The following is a 26,575-nucleotide window of genomic DNA, read 5'->3' as shown; positions in this document are numbered from 1 at the left end:
TTCCTGGGTTTCGGCGAGCGCTTGCAGGCGGGTGATCGCTCTGTCGTAGAGGGCGATCTCCTCGGGGTCTTCGTGGTAGCGGCCGCCGAGGAGAACTTCCTCGTAGACGACCCCAGGATCGCCCACCCAGTCCGTGGGGAATTTCAGCAGGCTGAACGAGCCGCCCTGCTGAGCCAGGTGCGCTCCGGCTTTGCGCGGGAGGATCTGCAGGTCGATCCGGCGGCGCTCGGAGAGTTTGATCAGGTGGTCGATCTGTTCGGCCATCACCTGTGAGTTGCCGCGCTCGCGGTAGAGCACCAGCTCGTCGATCAGCGCCCACAGCCGGACCGGGTCGGCGTCTCGGTCGAGGATGCGCTGGCGTCGCATCCGGACATCCACGATGCGCTGGACTTCTTCGTCGGTGAAGTCGGGGTCTCCACGCACGACGGCCTCGGCGTAGTCCCGGGTCTGCAGCAGCCCGGGGATGAGGTAGGCCTCGAAGGTCGAGATCTCGGCGGCGCCGCTCTCCAAGCCGAGGTAGAGGTCGAACCACGGAGGAACCGCTCCGCTGAGCTGGTCCCACCAGTTCTTGCCCTTCTTCGCCGCTTCGACGATCCGCAGGAAGTCAGGGAGCCGATCAGGTTTGCCGTAGAAGTCCAGAAGGATCTCCAGTACCGGCCGCGACGGCAAGCGGGTCGCGGTTTCGAGATGGCCGACCTGGGCGCGGCTCAAGTCGAGCCGCTGCATGACCTCGGAGCGATCTTTCCCGGCTTCCTGCCTGAGTTGCTTCAGGTTGAGGGCGATCCAGCGTCGTAGCAGCGCAGGGCTCGATGACTCCACCACCAGTGACCTCTCCTTCGCCTGCCGTGGCTCCGGCCCTTGGCATTCAGCTTCGGTTGCCCTCGGGGCACAACATCACCCGAATGGCGGCATGAACAACTCTTGGTCGTGTAGCAGCTACGTTGTAGCTTCTACTTGTAGCCGCTACAGGGACAAGGCTACACGTAGAAGGACCGGGTGGGGCGCTCCGGTGGCCTCCCCCAGCGCACCGTCGAGCGCCCCACCCGGTCGCCAGAGCTTGTGGGGCCCGGCCGTGCTCCCCGACCCGGCCGGGCCCTGCATTTCCAACGGTAGGGAGCCATCGTGTTGGGACGATCGCGCCAGCCGTGGATCACGACCGACGGCTCGGGGACCCGCGCTGATCCGCGGCAGAAGCACCGCGGCGGCCGGCCGTGGACGACGGCCCGCCCGAGGACGATCTTGGGGATTCACGTCGCGCATGAAGTGCAGACCTTTTTGCACTGGTGGGACCAGCGCCAAGGCGAGCACATGCAGTTGGTGTGTGCCTGCGGTGCGGTGCGGCTGTGTGATGCAACTGGGCTGAGCCCGTGGCTGAAGCCGCACACGTCTGCCGCACCCGCTCGCAGTGATCAGGGTATGGCTCGTGGGCTGGCAGGAGTCGCGTCGTGAGCCGGGTCGAGCAGCTGATGCGGGAAGTGGCCCACGCGCTGGCCACCGAGGACGAACCGGCTCCTGAGCTGGCCGCGGCCGCAGTGGAACTCGCCGCCGAAGCGCTGCGTGTAGCCACGGACGCGCTGCCCGAACACACCGCGCCTGCGACGGCCGCCGTGGTGATGCCTGTGCCGCCGCAGGACGTGCTCATCTGCGCCGAGCGCACAGCCCCTGTCCTGCTGCAGGTCATGCAGCTGCTGCTGAAGATCGAACCGCAGCTGTACGCGCTTCCCGACGACCTGCTGCATGCCAAGCCCACCCGCTCGGAGGAATCCGGTGCTGCGCGTGGCTCGACGCTCAAGCGCCAGGCCGCGACCGCGCTGCGGTCGATCGGGGGAGAGCTCACCAGTGGTGTTTCGCCGTGGCTGCTGGCGAAGGTCTCCGATCTCCGGCACGTCGAAGTTCGAAAGGAACAGTGATGAGCGAACAGTCGTGGGGCCATGTGATCGGCGATGCCGAAGCCCTGGCAGCCGAGCGAGCAAGTTCGGCGACGGAACCCGAGATGTGCTGGTCCGCACCCCCGGGGGTTCTGATCGCCTCCGGCGAGTGCGCGCGCTGGCTGGTCGACGACGGCCGTGCTCGTTGGGTCGGGGACTGCGTGTTGCTGGAGCCGCCGCCGAAGCTGCAGGGAGGCGAGCCACGCCTCGCCGCGGCCGAGGCCTACGTGCGCACCCTGGCCGCGCGGCTGGCCGACGAAGGCGTGACCGTCCGGCTGGTGGGGCTGGCTGAGCCCGAACGCCGGACCCCGGGGCAGAGCTGGGACGAAGTCGTGCGCAACGGGATGCGGGCCTTCCGTCCGCCCGAAAACGGTTGGTTCGGCGCGCCTGTCGAGAACGACAACGCCCCGCCGCCGCAGCACTCCGTGGTCGAGGTGTTCCAGGCCTCCCAGCAGTGCTGATGCCTCTCAGCGAGGGGTGGTGGTTCAGGGGGAGGGCCGATGAAAAGGCGCTTGCTCGGCCCTCCCCCTGAACCACCACCCACACCGGAGGAGGATGGATGAATTCAGCCGTCGCACCTGATCACGCCGCTGATGACGAGGTACGGCGCGGCTTCGAGGAGCTGGCACTGCGCTACGGGGTGCCGCTGGAAGACGTGCTGCTGCTGGCGGTGAACCTGCACGGGGTCAACGCCGACCGACCCCGCAACCGGGCCCGGCTGCGGCTGCGGCTGGTGCGCGAGCCCGATACCCCGTGGATGGTGATCGTGCCGCTGAACAACACGGCCTCACCGTTCCGGCTCTACGACCAGGAGCTGTGGCTGGGATCGACGCTGGTCGCGCACGTCTCGCGCATCGAGGGAGACGACGCGGTCGGCGGGTACTTCCGGTGTGGAGGCCGGGCGGTCACGCTCAACCCCAACGCCCGCTCGCGCTGCACCGGATGCGCGTTCTGCCCCAACACGCTGGAGGCCGCGGCGGATCCCCGGCTGACCGAGGAAACCAAGCTCAGCGCGCTGCTGGAGTCGCTGGCAGCGAGCTCACCAACCGGCAGCCTGGAGCAGGTCGACGTCGTCACCGAATCCACCGGCTGCTACCAGCTCGAAGAAGCCGCGGTGAAGCACTTCATCGACTTGCGGCGCGTGCTGACCGGCATGGGGTTGTCGCCGCGCATCGGGTTTCTGACCAGCGTGGTGCGCACCGACGAGGCACTGCGCACGCTGGCCGACCGGGTCGGCGACTTCACGTTGTGGCTGACCATCGAGTGCTTCACCCGCCGCGATCTGCTGCTCAAAGACACCAAGGCCGATCTCACCCCCGAGCAGATGCCCGACCTGCTGGCCCGGGCGCGCTCGGCCGGACTGGATGCCTCGTTCAACCTCGTGGTCGGTCTCGACCCGCTGGACCGGCTCACCGACGGCGTGCGCAGCCTGGCCCCGCACGTGAGCGAGTTCCCGAACCTGCAGGTCTACCAGGCCCACACCCCGCTGATGTCGAGCCTGCGCACCTCGGGCGCCGAGAACCTGGAGTTCTACCTGCAGGCCCGCGCCGCGCTGGAGAACGAGCTGGCCGGCACCGGGCTCACCCCGATGCGGTGGGCCTGCTACCGACCGCTGTGGCACTACGAATTCGCCGGTCAGCCGTTGACCGGCCCGACCGTGTGAGGAGAGCCCGATGGCGGACTGGAACAAATTGTTCACCGACGAGGCCCACATCAAGCGCGCACCGGAGGGCGCGTTCTACAAGTGGGCCTCCACTGTGGAGGACCTGTTCAAGGGCGAGACGATCCGAGCGTGGGACTTGTGCTGCGGCGCCGGGCGGCACACCGTCGCGATGACCCGCCGCGGCTGGGACGTGTACGCCAGCGACCTCGCCGAAACCGGTATCGCCGAGACCCGCTCCTGGCTGGACCGCTTCGACCTCGACGCGACGCTGGCCGTGGCCGACATGACCGACATGCCCTGGCCCGAGCAGTCCTTCCACGCCGTGATCAGCTGGGACTCGATCCACCACAACACCATCGCCAACATCCGCACCGCGGTAGCCCACGTGCGCGAGCGCCTGGTGCCGGGCGGGCTGTTCATCGGCACCATCAAGTCCGACAAGGCGTGGTCGGCGAACTCGGGCGAGGAAGTCGAGCCCGGAACCCGCCGCAAGAACGTCGGTTCCGACGCCGGGGTGCTGCACCACTTCTTCAATGAGGACGAGCTCCGGGCCCTCTTCGACGGCTTCGACTACATCGCCTTGGCCGAGAAGGTCATGGACTACAAGGAGTACGACCGGGCTCTGAACCCCTTCGGGTTCACGACGTGGGCGTTCTGCCTGCGCAAACCGAACGAGAGCTGAGCCAGGCGATGGCCAGCTTTCCCGACGACGTCAGCGCCCGCCACCACCTGCTGTGGCGGGCGCTGACGTATCTGGCCGCCGCGCAGCTCTACCTGCGCGGCAACGTCACCGCCGACCGGCCCCTGCAGGCGGGCGACCTCACGGCAAGCCCGGCCGGGCACTGGGGCACCGTGCCACCGGTGGCCTGGGCCTTGGCCGGGCTCGCCGTCCAGGACCTCCCGGTACGGCCGGTCATCGGTGCCGGGCACGCCGGCATCGTGCAGCGCGGCTACGCCTGGATGACCGGCGATCTCGGCGAACTGCGCCCGCGCTACGCCCGCACCCGTACCGGGCTGGAGGCGCTGTGTGCGGACTTCCCCCACTGCGACGGGCTCGGCGCGGAAGTCCACCCCGAGCTGCCCGCCGGAAGCTACGTGGGCGGGCAGCTCGGCGGTGCCCTGGCGTTCGCCCAAGCCGCCGCGGCCGCCGACGACGGCACGGTGGTCGTGCCGATCATCGGTGACGGCGAGGCCGAGACCGGCGAGACCGCGGCCGCATGGTTGGCCGACCCCGTCATCCGCCCGCGCGCCGAGCATGCGCCGATGCTGCCGGTCCTCAACCTCAACGGCCTACGCATGGGCTCGGCCTCGCTGCTGGGAACCCGCGCGGCCCGCGAGGTCGACGCCTACCTCGCCGGGACCGGCTGGCGAACCCGATGGGCCCACGTGCGCACCGCGAGCCTGGACGAGGCCCGCCAGTTCGGACACGTCCTGGCCCAAGCGCTGGAGGCGGTGCGCACCGGCGAGCGCCTGGTGCTCGTGCTGGACATGCCCAAGGGGCTCACCGGTCCCGGCGCGGGGACTCCCGCCTGCCACAAGACCCCCTTGCCTGATCCCGCCACCGACCCGCGGCAACTCGACGAGCTGCGCCGCTGGCTGGGCGACTACCAGCCGCAACGACTGTTCACGACCGCGGGCGCGCCCCGCCGCGACCTGGTCGACGCGCTCCCGCGCTGGCCACCCAACCCGCCGCCGCAGCCGCCGGCATCGCCCCGGCCGGTCCAGAGCGAGCCGGTGACCTGGTCACGCGCGGCCGAGGACGTTCTGCGCGCCCACGCCGAGCGCGGGCTGCGGGTGTTCAGCCCCGACGAGCTGGCCTCCAACCGGCTCGGCGGCCTCACCGGCGAGCAGTGGGTCACCGAGGTGCTCAACGAACCGTTGCTGGCAGCGTGGCTGCTCGGCCACTGCGCCACCGGGAACCCGGGGGTGGTCATCACCTACGAGGCATTCGCCCCGCTGATGCACACCGCGCTGATCCAGCACGCGAAAACGCTGCGGCTCACCGCCGAGGGCCACCGGTGGCCCTCGGTCAACGTCGTGGTCACCAGCCTCGGCTGGCGCAACTGCTACACGCACGGCGACCCGAGCCTGATCACCACCGCGCTGGGGCTGGCCGATCCCGCGATCCGGGTCTACACCCCAGCCGATCCGCGCCGCGCCACCGCCCAGCTCGACCGCATGCTCGCCGACCACGGTCAGATCAACCTGCTGGTCGTCGACAAACACGGGCCCGTCCAGGGCCCCGCCGACTCGATCGACGCCGAACTCGACCACGGCTGGGCCACCTGGCACGAACCCGAGAACCCGCCCCAGGTCGTGCTGGTCAGCATCGGCGATCTCGCCGCCACCCAGCTCACCACCACGCTCGCGCAGCTCGACGTCCCGGCGCGGCACGTCCACGTGCACGAACCCGCCGTGCTCGGCGACCCGGGTCGCTGGCCCCAGGCGATCCCGCACCAGCAGTGGGCACGGGTCTTCCCGCCCGAGCTGCCGATGCTGGTGGTCACCACCGGCCAACCTGCAGCCCTGTGGCCCCTGCTCGGGCCACGCGGGCACCGGAGGCTCGACATCCGCGGCTGGCACGAACCACCCGCCCCGCTGCCGGACTCCGAACTGCTGCGCTGGTCCGGAATGGACATCCCCTCGCTGACCGCCGATGTGCACCGCGCGGCGCGCACCGCACGGGAGGCCATGTGATCTGCGATGACGTGGCGGTGTTCGACGCCGCCGAGCACGCCCTGCACCCCAGCGACGATCACCACTTCCTGGCACTGCGCTGCAACAACCTCACCGGCTGGTACGGGCCCGTGCCGCACCAGCTCGCCGAGCGCGCCGCACGACTCGCGGCCCGGCTGCGTGGCCACCGGCTGACCGTCGAAACCCTTCCAGGGCTGCTGACCGCGCTCGCCCCAGCCGGCACCGACCGGGCGAGCCGGGCCGCGCTCGGGGTCGTCGACGCCGCGGCCTGGGACCTTTGCGGACGTGCGGCCGGAGTCCCGGTCGCCGACCTCCTCACCGACCGGCCCGTGCGCACCATCTCCGCCTACGCCTCGTGGCTCAGTCTGGACGCCGCCGAACCCCGCCACCACGCCACCGTCGCGGCCCTGGCCGCCGAGAACTGGGCCCACACCAAATGGTCACTGCGCGCCGACGGGCATCCCGACCCCGGCGCGCTCGCCGCGCGCCTCGCCACCATCACCGCGGCCGCGGGCACCCCGGTCGCCGTTGACGCCGTCGGCACCTGGAACCAGCCCGTCGTCGAGCACCTGCAGGCCGCCCCAGCGCCGAAGAGCCTGGTGTGGCTCGAAGACCCCCTGCCCGCCGGGCATGACCCGGTCGACGCCGGAGTCCCGGTCGCACTCGGAGAGCACGCAACCCACCCCACCGGCCTGCTCGACCTCGTCCGCCGGCATCGGCCCGCAGTGCTGACACCCGACGTGCTCTGGCTCGGTGGGATCGAGGCCACCCGCTCTGCACTCCACACGCTCGGACCGGCCGCTCCCCCGATCTGGCTGCACGGCAGGGCCTTCGCTCCAGCACTGCACCTCGCCGCTGCGGCCCCAGGCCTGATCCGGGGCGTGGAGTACCAACACCACTGGTGGCCCCGCCGCATGGCTCTACTCGCCGAACCGTTCCCCGCCACACCGGGACAGCTCACTGTGCCCGACCGGCCCGGCCTGGGCCTGACGCCGAAAGGAGCGCTCACCCCATGACACCCAATGCAATCGAGGTCAGCGGCACCACCACCCGCGGCGAAGGCCGACCGCTACTGATCTGCGAGCAGCGCGTGCTCGGCGAGACCTTCCTCCAGGGCTGGCTCACCCTCACCGGTACTTCCGAGCAGCACGCCGTGCGGGTACACACCTTCGACGAACGCACCGTGCTCGAACCCCTCACGCCAACCGCACTCCCGCCCGGAAACGACTGGTCTGGGCACCTACGACTTCGCCCCGGCGCGCGCCCGCCCGTCCTGCCCGCCGATCTGGCGCAAGCCCTGGCCGATGCGCAGCTCAGCACCGATCAGATCGACCCCAGCGAGCTCACGCACCTGCTGCACTGGCTCGCCGAAGCCCGCGGCCCCCACGTCCGACACCAGCGCATCCAGCAGATCATCACCGCCGCCCGCCTGCCGTGAACGAGCGGCGCGTCGCTGCCGACGCCTGGCAACCCACCTCGCTACGATCACCACATCTAGTAGTACGCCGTTGTTGTTTCGCCAACTTGTTGTGGTGAAGGAGTTTTCGTTGTCCGATCTTCTGGTGCCGGCGACGCCGACGATCACGCGCCAGCACGTGCCGCGCGTCCGCCGCGGCTACCGCTGCGACGTCTCGATCGGCGGGGTGAGCTTCGAGATCACCATCAACGCCACCGGGGAGCAGCTCGTGGAGGTCGACCTGCAGCACGCCAAGCACGGCACCTTCGGCCACGGGATGAGCTCGGCGGTGGTCGTGCTGCTCAACGAGGCACTGCGGCATGGGATGCCCATCGAGGCCTTCGTGCAGCGGTTCCTCCACACAACCTTCGAGCCCGCAGGGATCACCGATGATCCCGAGGTACCGCGCGCGAGCTCGGTGATGGACTACCTCGCCCACCGGATCGCGCTGGATGCGCTGCCCCAGGAGCGCTGCCAACGGCTCGGCGTCCTCGTGGCCGCGGTGTGACCGTCTCGGCCCGGTACCCGCGGCCGGGGTGAGGTCGTCTGGATGCGCAGGACACGGGGCCGGTGGCGATGACGGCCGTACTCGACCCGTCCCCGTCCGCCCGACGAAGGGGTGTCTCGGCGGATGTGGCGGTTCAGCCGGGGAGCAGGCTGTGGCCGTATGCGGGCGCGTTGCATCTCGCGCATCCCCCAGGAAGGCATGGTCGCTACCGGGGCGGTGTGCCGCCTCGACCGCGGTGCCCCGGCCGCGCAGGCTGCCGGGTATGACCACCACCGGCGATCGACCCGACTGCGGCGGCCTCGTGATCGAGCACATCGACGACACCGTCAGTGCCTGCTCGCGCGGTAGCGCGTGCACTGGCGGAGGACACACCGAAGCCGAGGAGTGCCACGGTTTTCCCGAGCGCTGCGATTACTGCCTGACGCTGCGCTGCGAGCATGCGGTCATCGAGCACGCCAACGGCGCCGAGGAATGCAGGGTGCTCGGCGCGGACTGCCCGGGGGCCTGGCACGACGGCGAGCTGATCGCCTGCGAAGACGTCTACGGAAACGATCACACCTGCCCGCCGGCAGTCTGATGCATGGCACTGCGGGTCGGGCGTGTGCGTGCTCACGCGCTGCCAACCGGGGCGGCGCGCAGCTGTTCCAGCCGCTCGGCGAAGAGGTCTTGCAGGGCGTCGAGCAGCCGCTTGCCCTTGTCCGCACTGGCCAGCGATGGCTGGCCGATGGTGCCCTCGGGGGCGTAATGCCCGAGGCCGTGCAGCAGTAGGTCGGGCCGCTGGTCGGCGCGGTGGTCGGCGCTCATGTAGTCCCCGACTTGGTCGGGGGCGGCGTGCAGCAGGATGGAGGTCTCCCCCTCACCCGCATGCATGTCCTGGGACGCCGTGAGCTCGCAGCCTGCGTCGTCGCGGGCCTGGTCCCAGATCTTATCGGGGTAGACCAGCATGGCCCGGTTCCTGCTGGCTGAGACTTCCTGCGCGACGTTCGACAGCACGTAGTTGCCTCCGTGCCCGGAGATCAGGGCGATGCGACGGATTCCCTGCCGTTGCAGGGAGTCCGCGATGTCGTTGACCTGCGCGTACAGCGTCGTCGATGCGATAGAGACCGTCCCGGCGAGCACGCCTTCATGCTCGTGGCTGCAGCTGAACGGGATGGTCGGCAGCAGCATGAGGTTGTAGGTGGTGGCGAGCCGCTCGGCGATCAGCCAGGCGATCATCGAGTCCGTGGCAAGCGGTAGGTGCGCCCCGTGTTGCTCGAAGCTGCCGATGGGCAGTACCGCCGCGTCGAGGTTCTGCTTTTTGACGTCGGCGGCGGTGGTCGAGGGTAGAAACACAGGTGCGCTCCTCATCATGCTCGCAGGATCAGCCGGAGTCGGTCGGAGAGCTCGGCAACGGTGGGTTGGTTCCGGCGGTACTGGTGGAGGGTGCCGCGCAGCTGCTCCAGTTCGTCCAGGGCCCGGGCTGACGGGATCGCCTGAACGGCGTCGGCGGCTTGGTGCCCGAGGCCGCAGGCGCGGTCGAGCTCGCCCGCCAGCAGCACGGCGTGGGCCAGGCGCGCCAGCCCGATTCCGTGGTCCCGGGCCTGTTCGGCAGGCCAGTTCCGCAGGGCGTCATCGAGGAGCCCCACGGCGCGGTCCGGGCGGCCGAGCCGCACCCAGGCGCTGGCGGCTTCGGACTGGATGTAGGACACCCCGCAGTAGGGGGCGAGGTCGGAGGCGTCCGTGCTGTGCACCGTGATGTCGAGTGCGCGGTCGATCGCGCGCCCGGTCTGCAGTTCATCCCCGCGCAGCGCGTAGGCGTGGGCGTGCTGCCGGTAGGCCAGTGCCTGTAGGTCGGCCGGGAGCCGGTCGGCCTGCGCGAGCGCACCGTCTGCGAGCAGGAGCCCCTCGTGAGCTTGGCCGGCATCGGTGGCCACGTTGGACCGGCGCATCCACACGTAGCTGACCAGGTTCGCGTTGCCGGTGAGCGCGGCCAGGTCGGCGGCTTTCGCTGACCAGCTCGCGGCGGCCGCGGAGTCTCCGTTGTCCTGCGCCAGCCAGCCGCCCAGTTCGGCGTAGCGCGCGGCGAGCTCGGCCAGCTCGGAACGCATCGGAGCGCTCGCCTGGTGTAGCAGGCCTTCCAGGGTGCGCAGCTGTTCGCGCACCGGACCGATCGCGGCCCGGGGGCCTGCGCTGGCGTCGAGCTGGGCGTACATACCCAGCAGGTTTCGGTAGATGTGCAGTGTGTCGGGCGTGATCGCGGCAGTCGAGGACACCGTCGGCTGCGGTTCGCTCCCACCGACGGGCGCACTGCTCTCGCCGACCCCGAGTTCGTCTTCCGAACAGCCGAGCGCAGCACACAGCAGCTCCCGACTGCTCTCATCCGGCACGTTATGCCCGTTTTCCCAGCGGGACAGGCTCGTGCGCAACGAGTTCCGAGTCGGAGCAGAGCGGCCCAGGCGGAAGGCGTGCTGCTCCAGCTCGGTCAGCAGGCGCTCCTGGCCCCACCCAAGGGCCCGCCTGAGCTCCGCGATTCGCACCTGGTCTCCCCGGCTCCCCTGGCTTGGCCGCCGCATGATCTAGCCCCCTGATCGTCGCCGCCGCGCCCCGGCTCACCAACGCCTTAGCACGGACTTAGCACGTTACGTGCTAACCCCTGCTAAGCGATGCCAGGTTCCGCGCGAGGAGGCCGAGCAGCACAGTCAAGGCATGATCGATGTGACACGTGACCAGGTCCTCACCCCGCGCGAGGCTGCCGAACTCCTGCAGACCTCCGAGGCCGAACTCCTCGACGCCGCAGCCAGGCGCATGATCCCGGGCGTCTGCCTCGGAGGTGTGTGGAGGTTCTCGCTGGTGAAGATCACGCGGGCGAGCGACACGAGGGTGAGGGAGCTGCGCTGAGCTCGGAGCGCCGGTAGAACGGCGCCATGGCGTATGTGGGACAGACCGGGGTCGTCATCCCGGTCCCGGAGGCGCAACCGTTGCTCGCCGCAGTAACCGAGCGGTTCCCGGAGGCGGTGCGCTCGGGGGTGCCAGCGCACCTGTCGTTGCTGTATCCGTTCGTGCAGGCTGACTCCCTCGATGATCACGTGATCACCGAGTTGACCAGCATCTTCGCCGAACAGGCTCCGTTGCCGGTGAAGTTCGCAGCGTGCCACCGCAGGGGTGCATTCGTCGCGTTGCGCCCAGAACCGAGTGACGGGGTGGAAGCCCTGGCCAGCGCTGTGCAACGCCGCTGGCCCGATGTAGTGCCCTACGAGGGGCGTTACGACGCCGACCCGCACCTCACGGTCGCGATGCACACCACGGAGGAGCGCGCGGCCATCATCGAGCGCGAGCTGGTGCCCGAGTGGGTACCGCTGTCCGCTGAACTGCGGGAGGCCTGGCTTGTCGAGTTCGACGGCCAGTGGCACCTGCGCCACAGGCTCACTCTCGGCAGCAGCTAGCCGTCGACCGGCGCTGTCTGACGATGCGCGATCTCGCGACGCTGCAGCTCCGCCGCGACGCGCGTGAGCCACCCGATTTCGCCGGCCAGGTCGTCATGCTGCGGGCCGGTAACGGAATCGCCGTCAGGGCGGTCACCGCTCTCCCGGCGCTGTATTGCGCTGCGGATATCCGCTGCTTCGATGGCGGCCGCGCGCCGACGGGCCGGAATTCCCTGGGCCTGGTGCTGATGCTGGAGCGTGTCGGCGGCCGAGCGGTACGGCTGCAGAGCCAGCAGGTGATCCCTGATGCTGATCACCTGCTCGTAGAGCCGCTCGGCGGGCGTCGAGGGCTGACCGGTCGGAATGGCCCCGTCGAGCTCCGGCAAGGCATCGCGCAGCAGGGTCCACAGCGGTCGCAGCTTGCGGTGGCGCCACCGTGCGAGCGCCGCCTGCACTGGGCGGGTCAGGCGTGGGCCGATCACCGGCAACGAGGCGCCGAGGATGAGCGCGGACGCGAAGATCGGCGGGAGGCCCACCGAGGCGGTGCACCCCCACCCTGCAAACGGTGAGGGGCAGTAGGTCTCCGCGGTATCTGGTTCGGTGAACAGCTCCGATCCGATGCTGGCCACCTTTTCGGCCAGATACACCACGGCCAGCACACAGCCGAGAGCAACAAGGCTGAGCCCGGCGCGCAGCCACGATCGCGTGTGGGGCAGGGACCGCAGGCTCAGCGAAGCGCCATCGCTGACCGCCACCGCGAGGTAGACAACGTAGATGGCCGCGTAGACGGCCAGACCGGGCTGCTGGTCATACAGCCCACCGAACAACCCGCTGGTCGGCGGGCTGCTGACCAGGAACATCACGGTCATCACGGCGGCCGCCACCAGGAGGACACCAAGACGCTGCCGGGCCGCGCGCCGGGCCGCCGCGTCGTCGTAGCGGACATGCAGCCCAAGGCACACGAAACCGTAGGCACAGGTCAGCGTGCTGATGTTCGACAGCAGCCGCCCGAGCGCGGGCGTGATGGCGCTGGCGGTGACCTGCACACTCGGGGCGATGAACACCAGCGCGCTCGCGCCGGCGATGGTGATGGTCAGCAGGGCCCCGTCGACCGGTTTACGACGGCCGTGGTGGCGCACCCACATTCGCCAGGCCGCCGAGGCGAACACCAGCAGCGCGCTGGTGAGGAACAGGGCATCTACCATCGCCGATCCCCCAGGTCATTCGCCGAAGACGTACTCAACCCGTGCAATGGTGCTCTGGTCGGTGGTGACCTGCGGTGCACGGGTCAGTCGCTGGTACAGCAGGCTAGCCAGCAGTTCGGCCTCCTGCTCGTCGTCGGCACCGGTAGCGCGGTCAAGTAGGTGCGCAAAGGCCGCAGGGCCCAGATCGGGCGCCAAGCGTTGGGCATCCTCATTGGACAGGATGCACTTCCCCCGATGGCCGCACACCATGTGTGCGACCTCGTGCAGGATGATGTGATCTTGATGCGGCCCCGACGTATTTGCGGGGTAGGCGATCACATCGTGATCGCGCTGGGCGCGCCACACGCCGAACGCGTCGCCTTGGGTCCACTTGATGGCACAGAGATCGATCGGCCGGCCACGATCAAATTCCAGCCGGTCCAGCCAGCGATCCATGCACCACGGCACCGGAACACCCGTGCGCGCGACGAGGTCCTCGACGCGACGCTGGCACCGGGCGCGCAGCTTCGGTCCCGGAAAGCGTCGCCGCACCGATTCCCCCACTGCCATCGCCGTTCCCCTGATACACCACGGCGCCGCGCCAGCACCGGCCGCGGTGTACATGTTCAGCCGTCGCCGTCGCCGTCGTACGAGGCTTTGCGGCGTCTGCGCTGCTCACGGGGCGCGTCCTCATAGGACTGCAGACTTTCGATCAGGTTCGTGACTGTAGCGCGATCACGAGGGCTGAGCTCGGAAACACGCTGCGCGATTGTCCGCGCTTCGGTGTCCCGCCAGGCGAGGATGTCGTCGATCTGTGCGTTGATCGACTCCGTCTCCTCATCGTCGAAGAAGTAGGCAGGCGGGACGCCGAAGAACTTCGCCAGCGCTTCAACGTGGTGCATCCGGGGGTACGGCTGCTGGCCACGTAGCAGCTGGCTCACGAAGGCGGCGGTCATCGCACCGGGGTCATCGGCGATCCCCGCAGCGATCTCTCGGGCGGAGTACGGCCCCCGGTCGGGCGGATGAATCCGTTCACGCAGGTGAGCGAGCTTCGCCGCGAACGACCGCTGCTGCTCCTCGCTCATGTCGTCGCCCCCGTTGGTGTAAACGTTCGGATATTCCATTCATACCACGCGAGAACACGTGTTGACAGCCCCCGAAAACACTTGTTTACACTCGCCACTGACCGAGGAAACGTTTGCAGTCAGGCCCGGGAGGTCTCGCGATGAACGACCACGAAGTCCTCGACACCGTGCTGCTACCTCACGAGGCCGCCGAGCTGCTGCAGATGCCCGAAGCCGAACTCCTCGACGCCGCGTCCAGGCGCGCGATCCCGGGTATCTGCCTGGGCGGGACTTGGAGGTTCTCGCGCCGCCGACTTCTGACGTCGCAGGTGGTCAAGGCTGCTTGAGAACAGAGTGCGGCGTGTCGCCTGCTGGACCTCGCCAGGTCCTGATAGGTTCTGATCATGGCGAGATCGACATCACCGGAGCGGGCGGAGTGGGCGTTTCGCACCGACCCACTCCATCGCGACGTCTACGACGAACTTGCCGCCGAGCACGGGCTGAAGCGCCAGATCTTCCTGGCGATGCTGGGCGCGGCGGCTGCGGGTCTTCCCCGGCCGTCGGGGACACCGGCGATGCAGCTTGACCTTGCTGCGATTCAGAAGCGCGGTGCCGAGATCTACCGAGAACTGAACCCGGGCAAGGAGGTGCTGGCCGAGACCGCGTAACCCTAAAGAAGTTGTGGGCTAACTGAAGACGCGGCGGGCACCCGCACAGCAAAAACCCGCCCCTGCCAGGGCGGGTGTCGGAACCACGGTCTCTATGAGGCCGATGACCTCTGCCAAGGTCGCCGACCAAGCTTTGTGTGGGGAACGGACTGCCATCCGTTCTTCCCGTCGCCTCCCTGCCAGGAGGACTGCGTGCCAACGCGTTCTCAGGGTAGCGCACGTCCTGATCCGTTTGCCACCCAGAACCCGGGCGACACGCCGTGTCGGTCGGGTGACTCGGGCCATTTCAGCGTCGGCAAGTGCGCCGTCGAGGCCGATGCTGCCTGCGATCCAGCTGCACTGGATCGCGCCTTGTTCGAGGTCGGGGCCCCGTATGTGGGGATTACCGCGCAGAACGAGGGCACCGTGATCACGCGCGATCACGAGGTCGCACAACGATGGCTGGCCATCTCCGAAGAGATCGCGACTGTGGCCGGCACCCTGCGTGCTGACGTGCACGCCGCTGACGTCGACCCGGCCGATGCCGGGGCCGAGCCGGAGGCAGGCCAGGCGGCCGCCGAGGAGCTGATCGCGGCGGCCGAGGCCTTGGGGTTGCCGTGGTTGCTGCGCGCGTCCGGACGGTCCGGTGGTCGACACGTCCTGGTCGCGGCGCCCGAGCTGGCGGCCGAGGAGTGGTCGCGCTGGTGCTGCGGGGCTGCTGGGCGGCACGGGGTCGGGGTGACGCCGCGGCGCACGCTGCGGTTGCTGGCCGCGCCGCACCGCAGCGGGCTGGCTGCGCCGCTCGTGGCGGGCACGCTGACCCCGGAGGATCTGCCTGCGCCGGAGCCGGGCTCGCGGCGGCCATCGAGCCGGGTGATCCGCGTGCGGGAACACCGCGCCGCTCCTCCGGTCGACGAGGACCGGTCGGCGCGCGAGTTTGGTACCGCGCTGGCTCGACGCCGGGCTGGCTGGAGCGCCCACCGCGCCTACCGGGCGGCCGCGACACCGGGCTCGAAAGCCGCGGAGTTCGGCGAACTCAACTGGCGCCGGTGGGTTTGGTCCCGGGTGGTCACGATCGAGGCCGCCGAGCGGGGCCTGGACGAGGACGCGGCGTGGGCCGAGTTCGAGGCAGCGTCGCGCGCGCGGGCTCGGCAGCTGGGACGCGACGCCTGGAGGCAACGCTACTGGCTTCCGGCCGTGGCCGAGGCAGCCACCGAGCGGCCGCGGCGCCGCAGCGTCGACGTGGGCGGTGGCACGGAGCAGGGCGAGGTCGAGCGGATGCGCGCGGCGCTGCGCGCGGTCGCCGACGAGGCCCTGACCGCTGAGGGTCGGCGGCCGCAGTTCCGCCGCTCGGTGGCGGCCGCCGTGGACGCGATCGCGCCGGTGTTGGTGCGCCGCGCCGGGTCGTTGTCGGAGCGGGCGTGGTGCGAGGCCGCGCACCTGGCCCGCAGCACGCTGCGAGCGGTGCTGACCTGGTTGCAGCAGCACGCGATCCTGGCCCGGCAACGGGCTTATCAGGGCGGTACCGCGGACTGCGCACGCTGGGAGCTGGGCGCCCGCGCGAGCACCGCACTCGCAGCTCAGAACGCCACAGCTGAAACTCGGACCACTGGTGGTACACCTCCCCCCCAGCCCCCCACGGTCGGCCGAGCCAACCCCACGAGGTTGCGGGAGGCCCACACACGGGAGCGGCAGGTGCGGGAGGAGGAGATTTCAGCTCTCACTGAGACGTCAGTAGCAGCCGAAGTAAGCCCCGCGGCTCACCGCACGGCCCGCAGCCTGGCCTGGCAACGCCGCTGGTGGAACAGCCTGGACCCCGCCGAGCAAGACGCCCGCCGGGCCGCCCGGCGCCAGCTGCTCGGCGCGATGCACCACCGCCGCCGCAGCGCCTGGCTGGACTGGCTCGGCCGCCGCAACGACCTCGCCGCAGCCGCTGAGCGCGTCGTGGCCGCCCGCGGAACCCCCAGCGACCACGACGCCCTCGCCGAGGCCCCTGAGACCGCACACCGCGGCCTCCAGGCCGCCGAATGGCGCACCCAGGCCCCAACGCCGCCCGAGCTCGCCCTAGCGGCGTAGCGTGCCGTCGGCAGGGATGCGATCACCGGACCCGATCGATGGTGCGCGCCGTGCCCCGTGGGTGCCGGCGGGAACGCTTCGAGTGGGACACCTCGATCATCCACTGCCTCGAAGTCGTGCTCTCGGTGGCCCTTTGCGCAACGCTCGATACCGGGGAGCCGCACCATCCAGGTCCTCGGCCGCGCCGCCATCGTCAACGCCAGGTTCACCTTCGACAGGACCCGGACCCGGCTCGCCCCCGGGTGCTTGCTATGCCGAGTGCAGCAGCGCGGCGCCGAGTCACGCTGCAGTGTTCGACATGGCGACCGGCCTATTCCGTACGGCATAGGCCGGTCGCGGTCGCGTGGTGCGGTCAGGCTGGGGTGGAGGCTTTTACTGCTGGGGTTACCCCATGCTCGTCGAGCTCGTCGAGTAGCTTGCGGTAGTCCTCGGTGACCTCTGCATCAGGGAAAGCCACCGGCAGCGGGGTGGCCTCTGCGTAGGCTTCGTCAACCCAGTGCTGGCGCCGGATTGTCTGCTTTGTCACGACATCCGCATGCTGCTTCCCCAGTTCCGCCAGGACTGCGGGGTAGAATCCGCCGTCACGCTTGGACGGGACGATGTTGGGAACGACCGCTGCGACTGGCGTTCGGAACTGCTCGGCGCGTTCCAGCAAGCGATCGATCGCGACCTGTTTGATAGTGGGCGAAACGCAGATGATGATCTTGTCTGCCGCTGCGATCGCGGCCGCAGACAGGATGTTGAGCTCGCCGGGCCCGTCGTAGAGGTTGCAATCGACCGGCGGGGCGCTTCGCATTGCGCTGGTGAGCGTCTCGCCGACATTCCCCAGCTGTGCGAGCCTGATCGCGTCGTTTTCCAGCTCGATGGCCTCTGGTACCACCGTAAGCCCGTCGATCATCGTGGGGCGTTCGATGTCCTCCACCGTTGGTACCCGTTTGACGGGCTTGCCGTTGGCGTCGACTTCGCCAGTTCGGATTCTGCCCTTACCTTTCAGGAGGTCTGCCGAGTAGAGCTCACCCTCGTCGGGATCGACGTCGTGGCCATACCAGAGGCTGAGGGTGCGCTGCCGGTCCAACCCCGTCAGCCGGACTCGCTGCCCTCGCTGGGCCATGAGCGCTCCGAGGTTGGCCGTCAGCGCCGACTTCCCCACGCTCGTTGCGCCCGACAGGACGGCGATGTTCGTTGTCATCGATGGATCTCCTCACGGATCGGGCGAACAGAACGTGCCCTATTCCGTACGGAATAGGTTAGCCAGCGGCGCCCAGTGCGCGGAGGCGCTCGATGTGGCGGTGTACATGGGGTGGCTGGGGGTCGGTATCAGCGTGCCGCCCAAGCTCCCCATCGAGGATCACGAGTGCTCGGATCGTGGCCACCTTGCGCCTGTTTGGTTGCGACAGCTGCGATGTGTCGATCGCTCCGTGGCCCGGAAGGCTGATGCCGAGGACTTCCTCCGCGAGTGCCCGCCACTCCGTTCGGACTGCCGCGTCTTCATCAATGTGCAGGGCAACATCGGCAAGCATGTCCGCTCGGACGGTAGCACTCACACCGGTTTTCAGGATCGCTGACAGGGCGTTTGCTGTGATCGGCCCAGGCCAAGCGAATGGCGACTCCGGTGCTGACGCCGGCGACTCCGGGGCTGGCGCCTTGCTCGTTGCGCTATCGCTGGCCGTATCGGCCGAAGCCTGCGCTCGAAGTAGATAGGCCCTCAACGGCTTGGCTGACTCCGTGCCGGCCTCGGCCTTCCAGGCCTCGAAGGCGGCAAACCGATCGGCCTCGGATGCCTCATCGAGGAAGGCGAAGCCGTCGTCCCGGGTTAGGCGGCCGGCATTCATCTCGGCCGCGACCTCGGGGAACTTTTCCAAGGCACGCAGTTTCAACGTCTTTGAGACCTGCGGTTGGCTGAAGCCGACCCGCTGCCCGATCGCGGTCGTGGACATGCCAGCGTCGCGCATCCGGCTCCACGTCTGCGCCAGCATCAACGGAGATGGCGCCTTCCGACGGAGGTTTTCGTCGCTGAAGATCGCGCCGACAACTTCGGGAGTGCAGCTTCCCAGCCGCTGAATGCCTGGAAGTGATTCCAGGCCGACATGCTTCGACGCGGCGTAGCGTCGGTGGCCTGCGATGAGAACCCACTGGTGTGCATCAGCAAGGAGACGCGCAGCCGCGGGATCGTCGCGCTCGATCAGCGCGCGAGGAGCAAGAACAAGGGGCTGGTGCAGTCCCTCTTCCTTGATGTTCTCCCCGAGGTCGACGAGCTCGTCGTCAACATCCAACCGTTCGACGGGGTTGAACGGGTGTGGAGCGATCTCGCTCAGCAGGTACCGCGGAAGCTCAACGCCACGTTCTGCGGCTTCTTCTTGGGCCTGAACGATTTCCTCGGCAGTGTCGCCAGCGACTGCAGAAAGGAGGGGGTCATCAGCCGCGTCATCACGATCAACATCAATCACGGCCTGACTCGCCGAGCTCGACCCCGAAGTCGGGCGCTTCTGGGCTCGGTTCATGGCAGCGCCAACGTTGTACTTCCTCGCCATGCTCGTAACCCTATTCCGTACGGAATAGCTAGCTCGCGGGAGATCAGCAGCAGCGAGCGTTCGTTATGAAACCGCCGCGCTCGCGTTCAGCTGCGTGAGGAGGGGACGCCGGCCGCGCGCGCGATGCGTCGGAGGTGCTCGCGGGCGTAACCGCTGAGCTCTATGAGCTCGGACTGCGGAAGAGTCTTCGCTTCCTGCTCTTTGGCGAGCACCTGGTGGTACGCCTGCCGGGCGTGAACGGCCTGGGCCTCGGCATCCTCGGCGGCGCGGCGAGCTTTTCGAACTCGGGCGCGAGCTTGTTCGGCGGCGTCCTCCATGTGGACATCATGCCACATTCGTGTGGCCACATCCATGTGGACAGCCCGGCCGATCTATGCCACATTGATGTGGCCACATCAATGTGGCATAGATCGGATGTTGAACGCCCGGCCGGATGAGGAGTCGCAAACCAGATCCGACCGGGCGTGGATCCCCTTGAGGCAGGAGATGACCTATGTCTAGCACGCCCATCACGCACCTTCCGGACGAGGAAGACATCGAAGCCATCGCCGACGCCGTCAACGTCCTGAACCGGTGGTGATCGCAATGCAGCTGTCCTACGAGTCGCCGATCGGGACGTGCGCGTTGTGCCCGATGCCGACGAGCGGCGTGATGTGCCTGTCGTGCGCAACTCGGTATCGGGCGGTGATCCTTCATGGCTGATCCGCAGCAGGAGCTCGTCGACTGGTTCGTCGACTCGACCGTTGAGGAATCGCAGGAACTCGCCAACGCCCACGGAGATGCGAAGAGGGAGGGTCGATGAGCCTCGAAACCTACCTCGCGGCCGCCCAGCGGCACGCGGACCGGTACCGCGAGCTCAATCGCCGCTGCGGCCCGACCTGGCAGGCCGGTGACCACCTCCGCGCCGTCGCCCAGCTGCTCGGCGCGGCCGCGGCCTACCGCGCCGCCGCAGGCGAAGCCGCGGCCACTGGTGACGGGAGAGCGCGGGATTTCGGCTGGTCCGCCGCCCGACTCAGTGAGCTGGCCGAAGATCACCAGCTGTGGGCCGAATTTGGCCGCATCGAGGCCGCGGACGGCGCGCAGGCGTGAACGAGTAGGCGTGAACGAGTAGGCGAGTGGGCGACTCCAGCACTGGGAGTCGCCCACTCGCTGTTGTGTGCCCGGGTCGGGTAGACGTCGGAGCTGGCCGCCCGCGAGCCCGGGAGCCACAATCGAACTTGTGAGCGATGACTGTGGTGAGGGTGGATGGAGCGGCACCCGCGACGTGCGCGAACCGCCGGTGCCGGTAGTGGTGGACCTGCGGTACGCCCTGCCGCCGCAGCGGATCGGTGTCCAGCCCGGCACTCCGCTGATCGTGCGGTCCGGCGGAATCGACAACGGCCGCACGGTCAACGCCGAACTCGTTGCCTGGCACCTCACAGCCACCGGCGACCGGTGGGCGCACGTCCGCGAAGTCGAGCTCGTTTCCCGCAACGGCCGTGGTCGCATGATGACCGAGATGTGGGTGCCCGAGGTCGCAGTCCGGCCACGCTCAGGGACGCCCGAGGGCTGACCGGGTCACGAATAGTCACGGTGACGAAACCTCGCCCCGGACGGACTTCTCCGGGGCAGGCTTCTTCGGTCGGGAGATCGACACCGCGCCGGTGTGACGGCCGATCTGGAGGACGCCGTACCCGCGGTGGTCGCGTGCCAGTAGCTCCAGGATCTTGCGGACGCACTCGTTCGCGGCGGCCTCGTCGGCGCAGCGAGCGAGGTCGTGTGTGCGTTCGGGGTCGTAGGCGACATGACCGAAAACCCGGTACGGAGGCGTGTCGCTGCTGTCGAAGTGCGCCCTTTCGAAACCGATGCCGACAAGCTGGTCACCACGGATACGCAGGCCGGTGCGAGTGAGCACCCAGAGCTGGTCGGCCGCCGAGGCGGTCGTGTTGATGTTGTTTGTCATGGTCGGGACGGTAGCGAGCAGGCCCACCGGCTCGCTGGGGATTTAAGCCCCAGGTCAGGGCATGAGAGCGTCGGCAGCCCTCATGTGCTCGCACCACGTCGGCACCGGCGGGCCGGGCGAGAGGCGGCGGCAGCGAAACCGCGCGCCGAGGGGGCATCGGAGATCTCCGTGGTGGACCAGGCGTATCCGGGGTGCTGGGCAGTCGCGGCCTCGACCAGGCGTCGGCCCAGTCCCTGTCGGGTGTACTGGTGATCGATCCGCAGGTGCTCGATCACCGCGCGCTCGCACGGCTCGCACACCCGTAGCAGGAGATCGCCGACCGGCACGCCGTCGACGTATACGTCGAGGTAGGTGATCCCGGCCGGCACCCGGGCGGGCGCGCGCACGATCTCCACAACCACTGGCCGGTCAGGCCGGTACGGAACCCCCACGGCAACCATCATCAGCCGGTCACCGCCGGTGCACATGTCGACTCGCCCGCGTCGCGGGCCTCGGCCAGCCTCACTACCGGGAGAAACGCACTGGAGCAAATAAAAACCCCCGGCGCGCACCTGGGGTGCTGGCTAACCGGGGGACTTCGAGCGCAAGCATAGCACGGGCTACGCGGCGCTGGGGTGGTAGAACGGGCGCGTGTCCGATCACACCGTGCCCGAGGAGCTGGAATCGCTGCTGTCCGCCGAGAGGCTCGGGACCTATCACCGGCATGCCCCGGAGTGGGAACGTTCGCCGATCTCGCTGTACCTGCTGGGCAGCGACCTGGCGTCGAGCATGCATCGCGATCTCGGCGTCGCCGAGGTCGTGCTGCGCAACGCGATGAACGACGTCCTCACTGAACGCTACGAGCCGCGGTGGTGGGCCAACCCGGAGCTGCTCGACGAACGCGGCCAGGAGGCGGTCGCCAAGGCGTGGAAGGACAGCGGGTCCAATCAGGACAGCCCTCCGGGTCGGGTGGTCGCGCGCCTGCCGATGGGGTTCTGGATTCAGCTGCTCGAAGCCGGCGGCTGGGTGGGGCAAAAGCCGTTTCGCACCCGCCGCTACTACGACGCGACGTTGTGGCGTCCGGCCCTGCGCTTCGCGTTCCCGGGATCGACGTTGGTGCGCGCGGATGTGCACGCGGTCGCGCAGCGGGTTTATGCCCTGCGCAACAGGATCAGCCACTGCGAGCCGGTGATCGCGGGGGTGCGCGTGCCGGGTACGCGCACCCGGCGGAGCCCAGCGGAGATCCACCAGGACATCATCACGCTGGTGTCCTGGATCTCCGAGCCGGTCGGGCAATGGCTGGCTCACCGGTCCCACACGCCAGCGCTGCTCGCCGACGCGCCGGGGTGAGGCTTCAGCGGCTGCAGTCGGCGAAGCGCGAGCGCAGCCGGTCGGCGTGCGCCAGCAGTGTGTGCACGGTCTGCTGACGGGCGCTGTCGAGGGTCAGGACGCCGGGGGCGTTGCGTAGTTCGGCGCAGGCCAGGCCGAGCACGACCATCGTCGCGGGGGTGAGGTCGTCGGCGCGGGCGTCGGCGGCCAGTTCATCGAGCCATTCGCGCTGGGTGTCGTGGAGCTGGTGCTGGTCAGCCTGGGCGAGCAGGCCGCTGATCAGCTCGTGCAGCTCGACGCGGTGCTCGGCGATCCAGGCGAGCTCGGCGCCGCGCCGACCACGCGCCGCGGTGGCGTTGCGGCGCGCTTCCCGGGTGAGCTGTTCATCGGGCCGGTGGAAGAGCAGCAGGGCTTCGCCGCGGTCGATCCGGTCGCGGATGCCCTGTTTGCCGATGCCGCGCTGTGCGCCGAGCTGGGCCAGGAACAGCCCGCGCTCCCGGCCGGCCTGCAGCCAGTAGTGCTCCCGGGCCTGGTCTTGCCACCACAACCAGTTCAACAGCGTCAGCGCGTCGAGGACCTCGGCCTGCAGCACCCACCGCGGGATGTGCGGCCCGGAGTGTTTTTGCAGGTAGTCGAGCACTTCCCGCGGGTCAGCCTCCGGTGAATCGGGCAGCTGTTCGCGGTCGGGATCGTCGACCTTGACTCGCCGCGCACTGATGCGCGCGAGGGCAGCGGCGAGCTCGGCGCGGTGCACGCGCGGCGGAGTGGCCATGCCGTCAGGAAATCACTGACGAATCCGAACACGCGCACCCGCCCGCGTCCTTCCCGGCGCTGTGCGTCCTGGCCGCGCACGGAGACCACTGCGCTGCCCTGCGCATGTGCGTACCGCACATAAGTGGAGTTATGCGCGGTTTCGATCATGTGCATTCGCATATCGTATCGGATTTCGCCGGATACAAAACGACGATACGATACAAAACGAAACACCGATACGATTTGACTCGATACGAAATGAAACAGTATGATCGTCGGCATGACCGAGCACGCGCACGCGGACACCGACTCCGCGCACGATGACGCCGCGGATGCGCACGACTCCGCCGAAGGTGCGCACGGGGGCAGCCCGACGTGCGCATGGCCCGATGGCTGCAACAACCCCGTTACCCGAGCCGGGCAGCCCGGACGTCCAGGGAAGTATTGCCAGCGGCCGGGACCGGACGGTGTCGTGCACAACCGCACGAACGCGGGAAACCTCAAGCGACGCCGCAGCGAACGGGCGCAGGCTGCCGAGACGCCGGCGACCGCGGCCGTGGAGGACGCGGGGCAGCGCCCCCTGCTCGATGTGGGTCGGAGTGCCACCGAGCAGGCTCACGTCGTCGCCGAACGGATCGACCGACTCCTGGCTGAGCTCCCGGACTACCTGCGTACGCTGGCTGACCTGGGCGATCTTGATGCAGCGGCTCGTCAGGTCGATGTCGAGCGCCGCAAGGCCGCCCGTCAAGTCGCCGAGATCGAATCGGAACGCGACGACTTGGCGGATGAGCTGGCAGCGGCGCAACGCGAACTCGCTGAGGAAGTCGCGGCGCGCGAAGACGCCGACGCGGCGACGCAGGAAGCGGTCAACGAGGCTGAGCGCGCACGACACGAAGCTGAGGCCGCACGCGAGGAAGCACAGCGCGCACGGCATGAAGCCGATGAGGAGATCGCTCAGGTACGCGCCGACGCTGAAAACGACGCGCGCGAGGTCCGGACCGAGCGCGACCGGATCCTCAGTGAACAGACCACAGCCCACGCCGCCGAGCTTGAGGAGGTTCGCGCACGCGCCGAAGGTGAGGTCGAGTCCATGCGCAGCGAAGCCGCTAAGGCAGAGCAGGCGCGCGCACGCGCCGAAGAGCGTGCGCAGCACGCTGAAAACGACGCGGCGCGCGTGCGCTCCGAGCTCGACGAGGCACGCAAGGAGATGGCCGCGTTGCGCAACGAACTGGCGCAGGCCCGCGCCGAGCATCGCGATGAACTCGCAGCGGTACGCGCGGACCACCGCCAGGAGCTCGCCGAGCAACGCCGCACTGCGAACGAACAGTTTGAGCAGTTGAGGTCTTTGCTCCGGGAACCTTCCACCGATGACACCGCGGAGGAGGATGCCTCGTGAGGTAGCGGACCGACCTGCTGCTGACCGCGCCGGTGTCCCGGCGCAAGGAAATGAGACTGGCGGGCGCCAGTCCCGGAAAGAACGTCGCCCGCCAGCCGCCCCTGAAGAGAGGCAAGGAACATGATGCCCGATATCCATCGAGCGGTGCCCGTGGTGGGTGGCCTGCTCCAAACCCCGCCGCTTCCGACCGCTCTCGTGGCTCTGATCGCCCTTGTGGCGGCTGCTGGAGCCTTGTGGGTCGCTACGGTCGTGGGTCGGCGCCTCACGGCTCGTGTGCGGGCCTCAGCTACGCCGGCGCACCTGTTCTACACCTCCGCTGCGATGTCGATGTTCGTTTCGGCTGACACGAGCTGGCGCTTTTTCGGTGACGAACTTGGCATCGAGGCTCTACCGGAGCGCATCGCGATGTTCGCCGTCATTGAGATGGCTCTCGTTGCGTGCGGGTATGCGATGCACCGCAACGTGCAGGCAACGGGTGAGGCTGGCGGCGCACCGCGAGTGCTGGCCTGGTCGTTGTGTGGTTTCTCTGCTTACGCTGCCCTTGCACTGTCGGGTCCAATTGCCGGAATCGCTCGGGTTCTGCTTGGGCCGGTCCTCGGGGTCATCTCCCTGCATATGGCGCTGGGAATTGAACTACGCAAGCGCCGTGATGCAGCGACGACCAGCACGATGGCTCGGGTGTTGGTCGAGATGCGAGAGCGCCTGCTTTCCCGGCTCGGGCTTGCTAACGAAGGCCGCACTGCCGTTGCCTTGACGCGCGACCGTGCGGCGCGACGTGCGGCCCGGTTGGCAAAGGCGGACAAGGCCCTGTTTCGGAACCAGCGGCTTGCGAGGGCGCTCCGAGTGTCGAACGTGGCACATGACGAGGAGCAGCGGATTCGCCTGCTCGACGAGCTTGCGATGCTGCAGCATGCCGATGACCTGGCCAAGCTTGAACAGCACTCGCCGTGGACGTCGACCTCACGCGGAATCAATGAGCAGATCGAGGCTGCAGAGCAGCGTGCCCGTGATGCTGAAGCGGCGGCGGCGAAAGCCGTGGAGACCGCAAGGGAGGAAGCTGCTCAGGCGCAGCAGCAGGTTCGGGATCTTAACTCGGCAGTCCGGCAGCGCGAGGCCGAGCGAGAGCGGCTGCAGGAGCAGCTTCGCGAGACGGAACAGATCCTGACGACCGAGGATGCACGAACTCCCGAGGACTGGGCGATGCTGCGTGAACTCCTCGGTCAGATCAACCTCGATGTACAGGGAACGACCGCAGTGTCGCGAGCGCTCCGGGTCAGTACCCGATGGGTGCAGAAGTACGCTCACAGTGCCGTCGATCAGAACAGCAACGATCGTCAACTGACGCTGGCGCGGTAACACAGCAGGAACAAGTGGCGGGGTCGCACCGATCGGTGCGACCCCGCCACTTGTTCCTGCTGTGGTCTGGAGGGCGCGAACGTGCCGTTAGAAGCCGGAGACGGCTCAATCAGCCTTCGCCGAGGGATTGTGCGTCAGCTGCGCCTGACGCCGTGTCGGTGTTCGATGGCTGCGATGCTGGCTTGCTGGCCGTGCGCCGCTTCGACTTGCTCTTTGCAAGCCCGAGATCGACGAGCTGGCTATTTTCCCAACCAGCCTGGCGGGCTGCGCGGCGTTGCTGCGCCACGGCTTCATGCGTGCCCTTGCGGAGCTCCTCGACGGCCTTGAGCGCGTTCTGAACTGCACCATCAACGGAGGAGGGAAGCGAGCTCACAGCCTTCTGGAGCGCCGCTTCGACGTCGCTGATTTTGGAGTCGGCTTCGACGGCGTCCCGGAGGTCTTTGATCAGCTTAACGCGGTCGCGAGATCGCTGGGCTTCGATCTCCTGTGCCGCCTTCACGGGATCAGTGCTCATGTGCTCCAGGCTAACGCCTAGGTCCGACCTTTGCGCCGAACTTCCTGCGTCGTTTCGGGTGCTACATGGCTAGCCATCTATGGTGTCACCTGCAGAGAGCCTTGGATCCTGCTTCCAGCAGAGCAAGATAGTAGATCAGCCAGGCTGATCT

At 68.6% G+C, this 26,575-nt stretch carries 32 protein-coding genes; 19 read left to right on the top strand and 13 right to left on the bottom strand.

The features are described 5' to 3' along the window. Nucleotides 1-822 (bottom strand): helix-turn-helix domain-containing protein (locus ACFQRI_RS26570; RefSeq protein ID WP_380673314.1); only part of this gene is annotated, 822 nt, incomplete at its 3' end. 623 nt (nt 823-1,445) lie between these two features. Here ACFQRI_RS26570 and ACFQRI_RS26565 point away from each other — a divergent pair. The 9 genes from ACFQRI_RS26565 to ACFQRI_RS26525 all read left to right on the top strand — a co-directional run bounded on the left by ACFQRI_RS26565 (nt 1,446) and on the right by ACFQRI_RS26525 (nt 8,829). Continuing rightward, nucleotides 1,446-1,910 carry a hypothetical protein gene (locus ACFQRI_RS26565; RefSeq protein WP_380673312.1) on the top strand — a complete coding sequence of 155 codons (465 nt, stop codon included), beginning with the start codon at nt 1,446-1,448 and terminating at the stop codon, nt 1,908-1,910. Next, entirely contained in the window at nt 1,910-2,389 is a 480-nt protein-coding gene (locus ACFQRI_RS26560; protein ID WP_380673310.1) for a hypothetical protein, read from the top strand. Before ACFQRI_RS26565 ends, ACFQRI_RS26560 begins: the two co-directional genes overlap by 1 nt. Before the next feature lie 98 nt (nt 2,390-2,487). Continuing rightward, a complete protein-coding gene (locus tag ACFQRI_RS26555; protein ID WP_380673308.1) occupies nt 2,488-3,591 on the top strand; it encodes a hypothetical protein in 1,104 nt (367 codons plus the stop codon). A gap of 10 nt (nt 3,592-3,601) precedes the next feature. Next, on the top strand, nt 3,602-4,273 hold the full coding sequence (locus ACFQRI_RS26550) for a class I SAM-dependent methyltransferase (protein ID WP_380673306.1): 672 nt from the start codon (nt 3,602-3,604) through the stop codon (nt 4,271-4,273). An 8-nt stretch (nt 4,274-4,281) separates the two neighbouring features. Next, nucleotides 4,282-6,288, top strand: a complete 2,007-nt coding sequence (locus ACFQRI_RS26545; protein WP_380673305.1) for a phosphoketolase family protein — start codon at nt 4,282-4,284, stop codon at nt 6,286-6,288. Continuing rightward, nucleotides 6,285-7,304 (top strand): enolase C-terminal domain-like protein, encoded by a 1,020-nt coding sequence (locus ACFQRI_RS26540; protein ID WP_380673304.1) that lies wholly within the window; start codon nt 6,285-6,287, stop codon nt 7,302-7,304. Before ACFQRI_RS26545 ends, ACFQRI_RS26540 begins: the two co-directional genes overlap by 4 nt. Next, entirely contained in the window at nt 7,301-7,726 is a 426-nt protein-coding gene (locus tag ACFQRI_RS26535; RefSeq protein ID WP_380673303.1) for a hypothetical protein, read from the top strand. The genes ACFQRI_RS26540 and ACFQRI_RS26535 overlap by 4 nt, the downstream gene beginning before the upstream one ends. Nucleotides 7,727-7,835: 109 nt before the next feature. Further along, nucleotides 7,836-8,252, top strand: coding sequence for a TSCPD domain-containing protein (locus tag ACFQRI_RS26530; protein WP_380673302.1), 417 nt, complete (start codon nt 7,836-7,838; stop codon nt 8,250-8,252). A 262-nt stretch (nt 8,253-8,514) separates the two neighbouring features. After that, complete coding sequence (locus ACFQRI_RS26525) at nt 8,515-8,829, top strand: hypothetical protein (RefSeq protein ID WP_380673301.1); 315 nt, start codon at nt 8,515-8,517, stop codon at nt 8,827-8,829. A 32-nt stretch (nt 8,830-8,861) separates the two neighbouring features. Here ACFQRI_RS26525 and ACFQRI_RS26520 read toward each other — a convergent pair whose 3' ends face one another. After that, nucleotides 8,862-9,584 carry a creatininase family protein gene (locus ACFQRI_RS26520; protein ID WP_380673299.1) on the bottom strand — a complete coding sequence of 241 codons (723 nt, stop codon included), beginning with the start codon at nt 9,582-9,584 and terminating at the stop codon, nt 8,862-8,864. A 14-nt stretch (nt 9,585-9,598) separates the two neighbouring features. After that, nucleotides 9,599-10,768, bottom strand: coding sequence for a hypothetical protein (locus ACFQRI_RS26515; RefSeq protein WP_380673297.1), 1,170 nt, complete (start codon nt 10,766-10,768; stop codon nt 9,599-9,601). Between the two features lie 169 nt (nt 10,769-10,937). Between ACFQRI_RS26515 and ACFQRI_RS26510 the strand changes: the two genes are divergently transcribed. Beyond that, a complete protein-coding gene (locus ACFQRI_RS26510; protein WP_380673295.1) occupies nt 10,938-11,129 on the top strand; it encodes a hypothetical protein in 192 nt (63 codons plus the stop codon). Between the two features lie 26 nt (nt 11,130-11,155). Next, entirely contained in the window at nt 11,156-11,674 is a 519-nt protein-coding gene (locus ACFQRI_RS26505; protein ID WP_380673293.1) for a 2'-5' RNA ligase family protein, read from the top strand. On the opposite strand, the gene ACFQRI_RS26500 is transcribed toward ACFQRI_RS26505, so the two are convergent. The 3 genes from ACFQRI_RS26500 to ACFQRI_RS26490 are packed head-to-tail and all read right to left on the bottom strand — an operon-like array spanning nt 11,671 to nt 13,961. Further along, nucleotides 11,671-12,858 (bottom strand): MAB_1171c family putative transporter, encoded by a 1,188-nt coding sequence (locus tag ACFQRI_RS26500; RefSeq protein ID WP_380673291.1) that lies wholly within the window; start codon nt 12,856-12,858, stop codon nt 11,671-11,673. The two genes, ACFQRI_RS26505 and ACFQRI_RS26500, sit on opposite strands and share 4 nt — an antisense overlap. Nucleotides 12,859-12,873: 15 nt before the next feature. Then, nucleotides 12,874-13,407: a hypothetical protein gene (locus ACFQRI_RS26495; RefSeq protein WP_380673289.1), complete on the bottom strand. Its 534-nt coding sequence runs from the start codon at nt 13,405-13,407 to the stop codon at nt 12,874-12,876. A gap of 56 nt (nt 13,408-13,463) precedes the next feature. Continuing rightward, nucleotides 13,464-13,961: a helix-turn-helix domain-containing protein gene (locus ACFQRI_RS26490; protein ID WP_380673287.1), complete on the bottom strand. Its 498-nt coding sequence runs from the start codon at nt 13,959-13,961 to the stop codon at nt 13,464-13,466. Nucleotides 13,962-14,062: 101 nt separating this feature from the next. Here ACFQRI_RS26490 and ACFQRI_RS26485 point away from each other — a divergent pair, with 101 nt between their 5' ends. From ACFQRI_RS26485 to ACFQRI_RS26475, 3 genes are all read left to right on the top strand, one after another. After that, nucleotides 14,063-14,248 (top strand): hypothetical protein, encoded by a 186-nt coding sequence (locus ACFQRI_RS26485; protein WP_380673285.1) that lies wholly within the window; start codon nt 14,063-14,065, stop codon nt 14,246-14,248. A gap of 57 nt (nt 14,249-14,305) precedes the next feature. Beyond that, nucleotides 14,306-14,569: a hypothetical protein gene (locus tag ACFQRI_RS26480; RefSeq protein WP_380673283.1), complete on the top strand. Its 264-nt coding sequence runs from the start codon at nt 14,306-14,308 to the stop codon at nt 14,567-14,569. Nucleotides 14,570-14,761: 192 nt separating this feature from the next. Further along, a complete protein-coding gene (locus tag ACFQRI_RS26475) occupies nt 14,762-16,624 on the top strand; it encodes an ATP-binding protein (protein ID WP_380673281.1) in 1,863 nt (620 codons plus the stop codon). A 352-nt stretch (nt 16,625-16,976) separates the two neighbouring features. On the opposite strand, the gene ACFQRI_RS26470 is transcribed toward ACFQRI_RS26475, so the two are convergent. The 3 genes from ACFQRI_RS26470 to ACFQRI_RS26460 form a co-directional block, all read right to left on the bottom strand. Next, on the bottom strand, nt 16,977-17,813 hold the full coding sequence (locus ACFQRI_RS26470) for a ParA family protein (RefSeq protein ID WP_380673279.1): 837 nt from the start codon (nt 17,811-17,813) through the stop codon (nt 16,977-16,979). 58 nt (nt 17,814-17,871) lie between these two features. Continuing rightward, complete coding sequence (locus ACFQRI_RS26465; protein ID WP_380673277.1) at nt 17,872-19,155, bottom strand: ParB/RepB/Spo0J family partition protein; 1,284 nt, start codon at nt 19,153-19,155, stop codon at nt 17,872-17,874. 86 nt (nt 19,156-19,241) lie between these two features. After that, nucleotides 19,242-19,472, bottom strand: a complete 231-nt coding sequence (locus ACFQRI_RS26460) for a hypothetical protein (RefSeq protein WP_380673275.1) — start codon at nt 19,470-19,472, stop codon at nt 19,242-19,244. A 481-nt stretch (nt 19,473-19,953) separates the two neighbouring features. Here ACFQRI_RS26460 and ACFQRI_RS26455 point away from each other — a divergent pair, with 481 nt between their 5' ends. Beyond that, the gene (locus ACFQRI_RS26455; RefSeq protein ID WP_380673273.1) at nt 19,954-20,244 is read left to right on the top strand and encodes a hypothetical protein; all 291 of its coding nucleotides are present in this window, start codon (nt 19,954-19,956) and stop codon (nt 20,242-20,244) included. Between the two features lie 175 nt (nt 20,245-20,419). Beyond that, a complete protein-coding gene (locus ACFQRI_RS26450; RefSeq protein ID WP_380673271.1) occupies nt 20,420-20,707 on the top strand; it encodes a hypothetical protein in 288 nt (95 codons plus the stop codon). Between the two features lie 15 nt (nt 20,708-20,722). Here ACFQRI_RS26450 and ACFQRI_RS26445 read toward each other — a convergent pair whose 3' ends face one another. Together ACFQRI_RS26445 and ACFQRI_RS26440 are read right to left on the bottom strand one after the other, a co-directional pair. After that, nucleotides 20,723-21,097, bottom strand: coding sequence for a hypothetical protein (locus ACFQRI_RS26445; RefSeq protein WP_380673269.1), 375 nt, complete (start codon nt 21,095-21,097; stop codon nt 20,723-20,725). 80 nt (nt 21,098-21,177) lie between these two features. Beyond that, on the bottom strand, nt 21,178-21,564 hold the full coding sequence (locus ACFQRI_RS26440; protein WP_380673267.1) for a GNAT family N-acetyltransferase: 387 nt from the start codon (nt 21,562-21,564) through the stop codon (nt 21,178-21,180). A gap of 163 nt (nt 21,565-21,727) precedes the next feature. On the opposite strand from ACFQRI_RS26440, the gene ACFQRI_RS26435 reads away from it, so the two are divergent. Next, entirely contained in the window at nt 21,728-22,426 is a 699-nt protein-coding gene (locus ACFQRI_RS26435) for a CAAX protease (protein WP_380673265.1), read from the top strand. 4 nt (nt 22,427-22,430) lie between these two features. Here ACFQRI_RS26435 and ACFQRI_RS26430 read toward each other — a convergent pair whose 3' ends face one another. Continuing rightward, nucleotides 22,431-23,177, bottom strand: coding sequence for a hypothetical protein (locus ACFQRI_RS26430; protein ID WP_380673263.1), 747 nt, complete (start codon nt 23,175-23,177; stop codon nt 22,431-22,433). Nucleotides 23,178-23,438: 261 nt separating this feature from the next. On the opposite strand from ACFQRI_RS26430, the gene ACFQRI_RS26425 reads away from it, so the two are divergent. Together ACFQRI_RS26425 and ACFQRI_RS26420 are read left to right on the top strand one after the other, a co-directional pair. Next, complete coding sequence (locus ACFQRI_RS26425; protein ID WP_380673261.1) at nt 23,439-24,554, top strand: coiled-coil domain-containing protein; 1,116 nt, start codon at nt 23,439-23,441, stop codon at nt 24,552-24,554. Nucleotides 24,555-24,875: 321 nt separating this feature from the next. Further along, nucleotides 24,876-25,910 (top strand): hypothetical protein, encoded by a 1,035-nt coding sequence (locus ACFQRI_RS26420; RefSeq protein ID WP_380673259.1) that lies wholly within the window; start codon nt 24,876-24,878, stop codon nt 25,908-25,910. Between the two features lie 109 nt (nt 25,911-26,019). Here the strand turns inward: ACFQRI_RS26420 and ACFQRI_RS26415 are convergent, their stop codons facing one another. Next, entirely contained in the window at nt 26,020-26,424 is a 405-nt protein-coding gene (locus ACFQRI_RS26415; RefSeq protein ID WP_380673257.1) for a hypothetical protein, read from the bottom strand. Between the last annotated feature and the right edge of the window lie 151 nt (nt 26,425-26,575).

The organism is Saccharopolyspora griseoalba, assembly GCF_042665275.1.
Taxonomy (GTDB): domain Bacteria; phylum Actinomycetota; class Actinomycetes; order Mycobacteriales; family Pseudonocardiaceae; genus Saccharopolyspora; species Saccharopolyspora griseoalba.
Note: the sequence above shows the minus strand (reverse complement) of the source record. Positions and strands in the feature narration are given on the sequence as shown.

Coding starts and splice junctions, on each gene's coding strand:
- ACFQRI_RS26425 (WP_380673261.1), top strand. CDS start 23,439: ATGACCGAGCACGCGCACGCGGACACCGACTCCGCGCACGATGACGCC.
- ACFQRI_RS26485 (WP_380673285.1), top strand. CDS start 14,063: ATGAACGACCACGAAGTCCTCGACACCGTGCTGCTACCTCACGAGGCC.
- ACFQRI_RS26415 (WP_380673257.1), bottom strand. CDS start 26,424: ATGAGCACTGATCCCGTGAAGGCGGCACAGGAGATCGAAGCCCAGCGA.
- ACFQRI_RS26560 (WP_380673310.1), top strand. CDS start 1,910: ATGAGCGAACAGTCGTGGGGCCATGTGATCGGCGATGCCGAAGCCCTG.
- ACFQRI_RS26460 (WP_380673275.1), bottom strand. CDS start 19,472: ATGGAGGACGCCGCCGAACAAGCTCGCGCCCGAGTTCGAAAAGCTCGC.
- ACFQRI_RS26440 (WP_380673267.1), bottom strand. CDS start 21,564: ATGTGCACCGGCGGTGACCGGCTGATGATGGTTGCCGTGGGGGTTCCG.
- ACFQRI_RS26490 (WP_380673287.1), bottom strand. CDS start 13,961: ATGGAATATCCGAACGTTTACACCAACGGGGGCGACGACATGAGCGAG.
- ACFQRI_RS26470 (WP_380673279.1), bottom strand. CDS start 17,813: ATGACAACGAACATCGCCGTCCTGTCGGGCGCAACGAGCGTGGGGAAG.
- ACFQRI_RS26420 (WP_380673259.1), top strand. CDS start 24,876: ATGTCGATGTTCGTTTCGGCTGACACGAGCTGGCGCTTTTTCGGTGAC.
- ACFQRI_RS26430 (WP_380673263.1), bottom strand. CDS start 23,177: ATGGCCACTCCGCCGCGCGTGCACCGCGCCGAGCTCGCCGCTGCCCTC.
- ACFQRI_RS26545 (WP_380673305.1), top strand. CDS start 4,282: ATGGCCAGCTTTCCCGACGACGTCAGCGCCCGCCACCACCTGCTGTGG.
- ACFQRI_RS26510 (WP_380673295.1), top strand. CDS start 10,938: ATGATCGATGTGACACGTGACCAGGTCCTCACCCCGCGCGAGGCTGCC.
- ACFQRI_RS26465 (WP_380673277.1), bottom strand. CDS start 19,155: ATGGCGAGGAAGTACAACGTTGGCGCTGCCATGAACCGAGCCCAGAAG.
- ACFQRI_RS26480 (WP_380673283.1), top strand. CDS start 14,306: ATGGCGAGATCGACATCACCGGAGCGGGCGGAGTGGGCGTTTCGCACC.
- ACFQRI_RS26535 (WP_380673303.1), top strand. CDS start 7,301: ATGACACCCAATGCAATCGAGGTCAGCGGCACCACCACCCGCGGCGAA.
- ACFQRI_RS26500 (WP_380673291.1), bottom strand. CDS start 12,858: ATGGTAGATGCCCTGTTCCTCACCAGCGCGCTGCTGGTGTTCGCCTCG.
- ACFQRI_RS26525 (WP_380673301.1), top strand. CDS start 8,515: ATGACCACCACCGGCGATCGACCCGACTGCGGCGGCCTCGTGATCGAG.
- ACFQRI_RS26550 (WP_380673306.1), top strand. CDS start 3,602: ATGGCGGACTGGAACAAATTGTTCACCGACGAGGCCCACATCAAGCGC.
- ACFQRI_RS26445 (WP_380673269.1), bottom strand. CDS start 21,097: ATGACAAACAACATCAACACGACCGCCTCGGCGGCCGACCAGCTCTGG.
- ACFQRI_RS26505 (WP_380673293.1), top strand. CDS start 11,156: ATGGCGTATGTGGGACAGACCGGGGTCGTCATCCCGGTCCCGGAGGCG.
- ACFQRI_RS26555 (WP_380673308.1), top strand. CDS start 2,488: ATGAATTCAGCCGTCGCACCTGATCACGCCGCTGATGACGAGGTACGG.
- ACFQRI_RS26495 (WP_380673289.1), bottom strand. CDS start 13,407: ATGGCAGTGGGGGAATCGGTGCGGCGACGCTTTCCGGGACCGAAGCTG.
- ACFQRI_RS26455 (WP_380673273.1), top strand. CDS start 19,954: ATGAGCCTCGAAACCTACCTCGCGGCCGCCCAGCGGCACGCGGACCGG.